An 8,315-nucleotide genomic window follows, 5' to 3' on the forward strand; every position below is an offset into this window, starting at 1 on the left:
ACAAAAAACGGAATTTCCTTGAGCTTGGCTTCAGCGTCAGGGCTCCACTTCATCGCTGCCGCTGCCAGGCCTCTTGGGGTGGATGGAGAATAGGGGACTCGAACCCCTGACCTCTGCGGTGCGATCGCAGCGCTCTACCAGCTGAGCTAATTCCCCTTGCAGGCCCCGTGGGGCTGTTGCGAGAACTTATCAGTCTTTGCAGGTGGCGTTGCCGCCCTGTTCCCCTCCCCCCATGACCCAGAGCGCTGCCATCACGCCCGAGCTGCTTGCCTCCCTCGACGAGGAGGCGGTGGCGGCGCTGGCTCGGCGTCTTGAGGAGGACGACTACCCCAGCCCCTTCGCTGGGCTGCAGGACTGGCACCTGCTGCGCGCGGTGGCGATCCATCGCCCCGAACTGGCGCGGCCTTACGTGCATCTGGTGGATCAGGAACCTTTCGATGAAGACTGAGCAGCCGGCGCCGGCTGTCGCCTTGGATCCACTGGTGGGGCGCCGCATCTTGGTTGGCATCAGCGGCAGCATTGCGGCGGTGAAGCTGCCGCTGCTGGTGAGCGCCCTGGCCAAGCGCGGTGCTCACGTGCGCTGCGTGCTCACACCCAGCGCGGCCCAGCTGGTGAGCCCGGTGGCGCTGGCCAGCCTCAGCCGTGAGCGTTGCTATCTCGACGCCGACCAGTGGAGCCACAGCGCTCCGCGTCCACTGCATGTGGAGCTGGCGGAATGGGCGGAACTGGTGCTCGTGGCACCGCTGAGTGCCACCACCCTGGGGAGGTGGGTGCATGGTCTTGGCGACACGCTCCTGGCCTCCACGCTGCTGGCCACCGAGGCGCCGGTGCTGGCTGCCGCCGCGATGAACACGGCGATGTGGAGCGCGCCCGGTGTGCGCGCCAACTGGGAGCAGTTGCAGGGGTTTGAGCGGGTGTTGCCCTTGGGCCCGGCGGAGGGGTTGCTGGCCTGTGATCGCCAGGGATCAGGGCGTATGGCGGAGCCTGAGCTGTTGCTGTTGGCGCTGGAAAGCCTCGCCAGCTGGGGGTGGCGGCGCGATTGGCAGGGCCGCCGGTTGTTGGTGAGTGCTGGGCCCACCCGCGAATGGCTCGATCCAGCCCGCTGCATCAGTAATCCCAGTACGGGCCGGATGGGGGTGTCGCTGGCTCAGGCGGCACGCTTGCGTGGCGCGCAGGTGGATCTGGTGCATGGGCCGCTTCACCTGGATGGTGCTTTGCTGGAGGGCTTGAACCGCCATTCCATTGATACGGGAGCTGAGCTGCAGCAGTTGTTGCTGCAGCTCCAGCCGCAGATGGATGCCATCGCCATGGCTGCAGCCGTGGCGGATCATCGGCCGGCCGTCACCCTCAGCCACAAACCCGACAAGACGGAGGCCATGGCCGCGGCTTGGGAGCCGGTTCCCGATCTGTTGGTGGAGTTGGTGAGCCGCCGGCCGGCGGGCCAGCGCATCCTTGGTTTCGCCGCCCAGAGCGGTGATGTGTTGCCCCAGGCGCGGGCGAAATTTGCGCGAAAGGGCTGCGATCTCCTCTTTGCCAATCCCATTGATCAGGCCGCTGCCGGCTTTGGCAGCGCCACTAATCAGGGTTGGCTGCTCGGGCCCGGTGAGGCGGTGGAACGTCTTGAACCTATGGGCAAGTTGCCTCTGGCCCACCTGCTGCTCACAGCACTTGGTGGTTTGATCTAGGCGGCCAGAGCCGAGCCGGCTTCACCGTTCTGCAGCAGGTCCATGAATGTGCGCAGCTGCAGCCTGGGGATGTAAGGCCAGCCGCCGCTCTTTTCCATGCCCTGCAGCAGATTGAACAGAGCACCGCGGTCGGCCGGCAAGCTGGCGCGGAAGGGGCCGTCCTGAATGGAGCGGTGCAGTTCCTCGAGGCGACGCAGCAGCAACAGCAGCGCCTCAGGCTCGCCATCCACCTCATCCGCCAGGGCCTGGAGGCTCAGCAGTTCGGCGCTGAGCCGCGCTTCCCAGTCGCCTGCCGCAAGGCTGCGGGTGGAATCAGTGGTGCTGCCGTCGTTCATTCGGTCTGGATCCGCGCTCTCGCATACAGGTTGTTGAGAGCCGCGACATGGTACGTGGAATGGGCTTTTTGCACCGGTAGTATCCGCAGCGGGCGCACCCCATCCAGAGGTTTTCCCCTGTCAGACCGGCTTCTCCCCATGCGTTTCCGTCCTCTGCTGGCCCTTGTGCTGGCGCTCTGTCTCACCCTCGTGACCGCCTGCAGCGGCGGCGCCAAGGCTGTTGATCGGGCCAACCTCACCTACGACGACATTCACAACACCGGTCTGGCTAACGACTGCCCGACCCTGCCGGATTCGGCCCGTGGTTCGATCAGCCTGGATGCAGGTACGAAGTACCAGCTGCGTGAGATCTGCATGCACCCGTCTGAGGTGTATGTGAAGGGTGAGCCCGCCAACAAGCGCCAGGAAGCGCAATTTGTGGAGTCGAAGATCCTCACCCGTTTCACCACCAGCCTTGATCAGGTGTATGGCGATCTGGCGGTGACCGGCAACGGCATCAACTTCCAGGAGCAGGGCGGGATCGATTTCCAGATCGTCACCGTGCTGCTGCCCGGTGGCGAAGAGGTGCCCTTCACCTTCTCCAGCAAGGAACTGAATGCCACGGCTGATGGCGCCGCCATTACCACCAGCACCGATCTGAACGGCACCTATCGCGTTCCCAGCTACCGCACCTCGAACTTCCTCGACCCCAAGGGCCGAGCCCTCACCACCGGTGTGCAATACGCCCAGGGTCTGGTGGCTCTCAACGGCCAGGACGACGAACTCGCCCGCGAGAACAGCAAGCGCTACATCGATGGCACCGGTGAGATGAACCTCTCCATCACCAAGGTGGATGCCGCGACCGGCGAATTCGCCGGCGTGTTCACGGCTGTGCAACCCTCCGACACCGACATGGGCAGCCATGACCCGGTGGACGTGAAGATCACCGGCCAGCTCTACGGCCGCCTGGAGAAGGCCTGATTCCTTTGATCACCGGCTTCCCGAGCGCTGTCTGACCAGCACTCTCCGACTAGCCTCTCTGACAAGCACCGTCTGATCACAAGGGGCCTTCGGGCCCTTTTTTGTGCTCTGTTTGTGCTCTCCGCCGGCGGATATCCACGGATATCCGCCGGCAGACAGTTCTCCGGTTCGACCCTGCCAGCGCACTCTGGGAGAATCGCCGCCAACACCCGTAGGGATCTTCCCCAGCCATGACCAGCACCGTTGCCTCGCCCCAGGGCCTGATCGCACCCCATGGCGGCAGCTTGGTGGATCTGCGGGTGCCGGCGGAGCAGCGCGACGCGGTGAAGGCCGGCGTGGACCACGTGGTGGAGTGCTCCGATCGCAACGCCTGCGACGTGGAGCTGTTGATGGTGGGGGGCTTCTCGCCCCTGCGCGGCTTCATGCACCAAGAGGACTACCAGTCGGTGGTGGTGAGCAACCGCACCACCAGCGGCCTGCTGTTCGGCCTGCCGATCGTGATGGACACCCAGCGCGACGACATCGCGGTGGGTCAGAAGCTGCTGCTCACCTACCGCGGCCAGGAGCTGGCGGTGATGACCGTGGAGAGCAAGTGGGAACCCGATAAGGCCCGCGAGGCTGTGGGTTGCTACGGCACCTCTTCGCTCGAGCACCCCGCCGTGAAGATGATCGCCACGGAGCGCGGTCGCTACTACCTCGGCGGCGCCATCCAGGGCCTGGAGCTGCCCCAGCGTGTATTCCCCTGCAAGACCCCTGCAGAGGTGCGCGCCACCCTGCCCGCGGGGCAGGACGTGGTGGCGTTCCAGTGCCGCAACCCCATTCACCGCGCTCACTACGAGCTGTTCACCCGCGCCCTCGACGCCAGCAACGTGAGCGATCAGGGTGTGGTGCTGGTGCACCCCACTTGCGGCCCCACCCAGGACGACGACATTTCCGGTGAGGTGCGCTTCCAGACCTATGAGCGCCTCGCAGCCGAGGTGAACAACCCCCGCATCCGCTGGGCCTACCTGCCCTACTCGATGCACATGGCTGGCCCGCGCGAGGCGCTGCAGCACATGATCATCCGCAAGAACTACGGCTGCACCCACTTCATCATTGGTCGCGACATGGCGGGCTGTAAGTCGTCGATCAGTGGCGACGACTTCTACGGCCCCTATCAGGCGCAGGATTTCGCCCGCGACAACGCCCCCGAGCTCGGCATGGAAACCGTGCCGTCGCTCAACCTCGTCTACACCGAGGAGGAGGGCTACGTGACCGCCGAGCACGCCGATGCCCGTGGCCTGCACGTGAAGAAGCTCAGCGGCACCCAGTTCCGCAAGATGCTGCGCAGCGGCGAGGAGATCCCGGAGTGGTTCGCCTTCCGTAGCGTGGTGGAGGTTCTGCGAGCCGCCGCCTGAGAGCGGTTAACATTCCTTAATCACAGCGGAGATCCAAGTGAAGAAGCGCTGGCGTAATGCGGGCCTCTACGTGCTCCTGGCCGTGGTGGTGATCGCTGTGGGCACGGCCTTCCTCGACCGTCCCAATCCGGCTAACGCGCCGCGCACGCTTCGCTATAGCGATTTCGTGGAGGCCGTTGAGGGCAACGAGGTGTCGCGGGTGCTGATCGCTCCTGACCGCGGCACCGCCCAGGTGGTGGAGAACAACGGCCAACGCGCCGTCGTGAATCTCGCTCCCGACAAAGACCTGCTCAAGCTGCTGGAAGACCACAAGGTCGACATCGCCGTTGAGCCCTCCCGTCAGGCCCAGCCCTGGCAGCAGGCCATCGGCTCATTGATCTTCCCTTTGTTGCTGCTGGGTGGTCTGTTCTTCCTGCTGCGCCGCGCTCAGGGCGGTGGTGGTAACCCCGCCATGAACTTCGGCAAGAGCAAGGCGCGGGTGCAGATGGAGCCCCAAACCCAGGTCACCTTCGGTGATGTGGCTGGCATCGAGGGCGCCAAGCTTGAGCTCACTGAAGTGGTCGACTTCCTCAAGAACCCCGATCGCTTCACCGCCGTCGGCGCCAAGATTCCTAAGGGTGTGCTGCTGGTGGGCCCTCCAGGCACCGGTAAGACCCTGCTCGCCAAAGCTGTGGCAGGCGAGGCCGGTGTGCCGTTCTTCTCGATCTCCGGTTCGGAATTCGTGGAGATGTTCGTGGGCGTGGGCGCCAGCCGCGTTCGCGATCTGTTCGAGCAGGCCAAGAAGAACGCTCCTTGCATCGTCTTTATCGACGAGATCGATGCGGTGGGTCGTCAGCGCGGCGCTGGTCTGGGCGGCGGCAACGACGAGCGTGAGCAGACCCTCAACCAGCTCCTCACCGAGATGGACGGCTTTGAGGGCAACACAGGCATCATCATCGTGGCGGCCACCAACCGCCCCGACGTTCTGGATGCCGCACTGATGCGTCCGGGCCGTTTCGATCGCCAGGTGGTGGTTGATCGCCCCGACTACGCCGGTCGTCTCCAGATTCTCGGCGTGCATGCCCGCGGCAAGACCCTCGCTAAAGACGTCGACCTCGACAAGATCGCTCGCCGTACCCCCGGGTACACCGGCGCTGATCTCGCCAACCTGCTCAACGAGGCTGCCATCCTTGCGGCTCGCCGTGAGCTCACCGAAATCTCCATGGATGAGGTGAACGACGCGATCGAGCGCGTCATGGCGGGTCCGGAGAAGAAAGACCGTGTGATGAGCGAGAAGCGCAAGCGCCTCGTGGCTTATCACGAAGCCGGCCATGCCCTGGTGGGTGCGCTGATGCCCGACTACGACCCGGTGCAGAAGATCTCGATCATTCCCCGCGGTAACGCCGGCGGCCTCACGTTCTTCACCCCCAGTGAGGAGAGGATGGAATCGGGCCTGTACTCCCGCGCTTATCTCCAAAACCAGATGGCTGTTGCCCTCGGCGGTCGGGTGGCTGAAGAGATTGTCTACGGGGAAGACGAAGTCACCACCGGTGCTTCCAACGACTTGCAGCAAGTGGCCCGTGTTGCCCGCCAAATGGTCACCCGTTTCGGCATGAGCGATCGCCTTGGCCCTGTGGCCCTGGGCCGCAGCCAGGGTGGGATGTTCCTCGGCCGCGATATCGCCGCTGAGCGCGACTTCTCTGAAGACACCGCTGCCGCCATCGACGAAGAGGTGAGCCAATTGGTTGCTGAGGCCTACAAGCGCGCCACCGCCGTGCTGAACGGCAACCGCAAGGTGCTCGATGAGCTGGCTGAGATGCTGGTGGAGCGGGAAACCGTTGACGCGGATGACCTGCAGGAGTTGCTGATCCGCAGCGACGTGCGGGTGGCCGAGTACGTCTGATCCCTCCTGCTTGATCAGTGGCCTACGCCGCCAGCCCCTGCTGGCGGTGCTCAGGCCTTCATCTATCCACCAGGCCCGCTGGCAGCTCGAGCAGCTGCACCACGCGGGCCTTTCCCATGCTGAATTGGCGGTAGAGGCTTCGAGCGCGTGGGTCGCCATGGCCGAGCAGCTGGTGGCCGACTTCCCTGCGTTGCGGCTCGGGGCGGCTTCGGTGCGGTCTGCAGCGGGTCTGGAAGCCGCCTTGGCCGCGGGCCTTGGCTACGCCGTGTCACCGATCCTCGATCGCGCCCTGCTGGAGCAGGCTTCGGCTGCGGCCATCACCCTGGTGCCGGGTGTGTTCACTCCGACAGAGATCGCCACGGCCGTGCAGTGGGGAGCAGTGGCGGTGAAGCTGTATCCAGCGGCGAGCCTTGGGCCTGGGTATTGGCGTTTGTTGGCGGGGCCACTGGGGCCGTTGCCGTTCTGCATTGCGGCTGGAGGCCTTGCCGTTGCTGATGCCACCGCTTGGTATGCCGCGGGTGTGGATGCCATCGCTCTGGGGGGTGCCCTGTTTAGCGGCGATCGGCTCTGAGATAGACGATGTTGTTTCTATGTCTCAGCTCACGATCAAGCTCAGCGACAAGGCCGACGCCCTGATCGCTCAGCTCCAAAAGGAGATCTTCAACCGCCGCCGTAAGAAGGTGTCTGCCGCTGGTGTGGTGGAGACCCTGGTGGAGAGCGGTGCCAAATCCCAATCCGACAAGCGCTTCGCCACCTCCTGGAAGAATCTGATCAGCGACATCGAGAAGGCCGCAAAGCTGGCTAATGCCCACGGCAGCAAGCCCGCCAACCTCACCGATGCCGAATGGGCATTGGTGCTCAGTCACCGTGCACGCTCCGGCGGCACAACGACCAGAGTGAAGAAATCTGCGGCCAAGGCCCCAGCCACGCCGGCCGCTAACACCACCCGCCGCACGGCTGCCGCGAAGACAACTGCCAAACCTGCTGCGAAGGCCAAGCCCAAACCGGCTAAAGCAGCCCGCAATCCGGTGAAGAAGACTGCGGTGAAGGCACCGGCCAAAGCCAAGGCCTCCGCTCGCAGCACGGCAGGTTCTTCAGCTGCGCGTCGCATGGCGAAGGCGGTGAGCCGTTTGAGCGCAGCAGCGCCGGTGCTCCCCAGCAGCAATGGCGCTGCTCAGCTCAGTGGTGTGAGCTGACGCCTGCCGGCCGCGAACGGCTGATCACCACAGGCTGCACTGCCCCTGTTGGCGCAGCAGGTGATCAGCCAGCACCAACGCCACCATCGCTTCCACCATCGGTACGGCCCGGGGCAGCACGCAGGGGTCGTGCCGACCTTTGGCTTCGAGCATGGTGGCTTCACCCTTGGCGTTGATCGTTTGCTGGGCCTTGCGAATCGTGGCCGTGGGCTTGAACGCCACCCGGATCACGATCGGCTCACCATTGCTGATGCCGCCCTGAATCCCGCCGGAGTTGTTGGTGGCGGTGTGAAGCGATCCATCGCCGGTGGGGAGAAACGCGTCGTTGTGCTCGCTGCCTTTCTGCAGCGTGCCTTCAAACCCTGAGCCGATCTCAAAGCCTTTGGTGGCGGGGAGCGACATCACCGCCTTGGCCAGATCGGCTTCGAGCTTGTCGAATACTGGCATGCCCAGCCCGATCGGCGCCTGACGCACCACACACTCGATTACGCCGCCGCAGGAATCGCCGTCGCGGCCGATCGCCTCGATGCGCTCGATCATCTGCTCCGCCATGGCGGCATCCGGGCAGCGCACGATGTTGCGCTCCACATCCTCCAGGCGCACCGTGGCTGGATCGATGCTGGCCTCGAGGGTATGAATGCGTTTCACCCAGGCGATGACTTCTGTGCCATGGGCTTTCGCCAGCAGTTGTTTGGCGATGGCACCGGCGGCCACCCGCCCGATCGTTTCGCGGGCTGACGCGCGCCCGCCGCCGCTGCGGGCCTGGATGCCGTACTTGGCTTGATAGGTGGCATCGGCATGGGAGGGGCGAAAGGCTACCTCCATGTCCTTGTAGTCCTGCGGGCGCTGATCCTTGTTGC

The 8,315-nt window shown here is 64.7% G+C and carries 9 protein-coding genes and 1 tRNA gene; 7 read left to right on the forward strand and 3 right to left on the reverse strand.

Translation table 11 applies throughout. The annotated features are described in order from the left end of the window. Positions 1–83: 83 nt before the first annotated feature. Positions 84–156: transfer RNA gene (locus ACIQ2E_RS10010), tRNA-Ala, on the reverse strand. 76 nt (positions 157–232) lie between these two features. On the opposite strand from ACIQ2E_RS10010, the gene ACIQ2E_RS10015 reads away from it, so the two are divergent. Both ACIQ2E_RS10015 and coaBC read left to right on the forward strand, forming a co-directional pair. Then, the gene (locus ACIQ2E_RS10015; protein WP_296443875.1) at positions 233–448 is read left to right on the forward strand and encodes a DUF2555 domain-containing protein; all 216 of its coding nucleotides are present in this window, start codon (positions 233–235) and stop codon (positions 446–448) included. Continuing rightward, positions 438–1,685: a bifunctional phosphopantothenoylcysteine decarboxylase/phosphopantothenate--cysteine ligase CoaBC gene (gene coaBC / locus ACIQ2E_RS10020; protein WP_398329710.1), complete on the forward strand. Its 1,248-nt coding sequence runs from the start codon at positions 438–440 to the stop codon at positions 1,683–1,685. The genes ACIQ2E_RS10015 and coaBC overlap by 11 nt, the downstream gene beginning before the upstream one ends. Here coaBC and ACIQ2E_RS10025 read toward each other — a convergent pair. Next, complete coding sequence (locus tag ACIQ2E_RS10025; protein ID WP_398329713.1) at positions 1,682–2,020, reverse strand: hypothetical protein; 339 nt, start codon at positions 2,018–2,020, stop codon at positions 1,682–1,684. The two genes, coaBC and ACIQ2E_RS10025, sit on opposite strands and share 4 nt — an antisense overlap. Positions 2,021–2,158: 138 nt before the next feature. Here ACIQ2E_RS10025 and ACIQ2E_RS10030 point away from each other — a divergent pair, with 138 nt between their 5' ends. The 5 genes from ACIQ2E_RS10030 (at position 2,159) to ACIQ2E_RS10050 (ending at position 7,455) form a co-directional block, all read left to right on the forward strand. Then, complete coding sequence (locus tag ACIQ2E_RS10030) at positions 2,159–2,980, forward strand: photosystem II manganese-stabilizing polypeptide (RefSeq protein WP_398329716.1); 822 nt, start codon at positions 2,159–2,161, stop codon at positions 2,978–2,980. 230 nt (positions 2,981–3,210) lie between these two features. Continuing rightward, positions 3,211–4,377: a sulfate adenylyltransferase gene (gene sat / locus ACIQ2E_RS10035; protein WP_398329719.1), complete on the forward strand. Its 1,167-nt coding sequence runs from the start codon at positions 3,211–3,213 to the stop codon at positions 4,375–4,377. Between the two features lie 37 nt (positions 4,378–4,414). Beyond that, entirely contained in the window at positions 4,415–6,259 is a 1,845-nt protein-coding gene (ftsH3, locus tag ACIQ2E_RS10040) for an ATP-dependent zinc metalloprotease FtsH3 (RefSeq protein WP_398329722.1), read from the forward strand. 10 nt (positions 6,260–6,269) lie between these two features. Then, positions 6,270–6,830: a bifunctional 4-hydroxy-2-oxoglutarate aldolase/2-dehydro-3-deoxy-phosphogluconate aldolase gene (locus ACIQ2E_RS10045; protein ID WP_398329725.1), complete on the forward strand. Its 561-nt coding sequence runs from the start codon at positions 6,270–6,272 to the stop codon at positions 6,828–6,830. A 19-nt stretch (positions 6,831–6,849) separates the two neighbouring features. Then, positions 6,850–7,455: a hypothetical protein gene (locus ACIQ2E_RS10050; protein WP_398329728.1), complete on the forward strand. Its 606-nt coding sequence runs from the start codon at positions 6,850–6,852 to the stop codon at positions 7,453–7,455. 24 nt (positions 7,456–7,479) lie between these two features. Here ACIQ2E_RS10050 and aroC read toward each other — a convergent pair. Then, positions 7,480–8,315: chorismate synthase (gene aroC, locus ACIQ2E_RS10055; protein WP_398329730.1), on the reverse strand; the 836-nt coding region annotated here is incomplete at its 5' end.

This window comes from Vulcanococcus sp. (assembly GCF_044369115.1).
GTDB lineage: Bacteria > Cyanobacteriota > Cyanobacteriia > PCC-6307 > Cyanobiaceae > Vulcanococcus.

Bases quoted from the DNA above. Each gene is read 5' to 3' on its own strand.
- ACIQ2E_RS10015 (WP_296443875.1), top strand. From the start codon at position 233: ATGACCCAGAGCGCTGCCATCACGCCCGAGCTGCTTGCCTCCCTCGAC.
- coaBC (WP_398329710.1), top strand. From the start codon at position 438: ATGAAGACTGAGCAGCCGGCGCCGGCTGTCGCCTTGGATCCACTGGTG.
- ACIQ2E_RS10025 (WP_398329713.1), bottom strand. From the start codon at position 2,020: ATGAACGACGGCAGCACCACTGATTCCACCCGCAGCCTTGCGGCAGGC.
- ACIQ2E_RS10030 (WP_398329716.1), top strand. From the start codon at position 2,159: ATGCGTTTCCGTCCTCTGCTGGCCCTTGTGCTGGCGCTCTGTCTCACC.
- sat (WP_398329719.1), top strand. From the start codon at position 3,211: ATGACCAGCACCGTTGCCTCGCCCCAGGGCCTGATCGCACCCCATGGC.
- ACIQ2E_RS10050 (WP_398329728.1), top strand. From the start codon at position 6,850: ATGTCTCAGCTCACGATCAAGCTCAGCGACAAGGCCGACGCCCTGATC.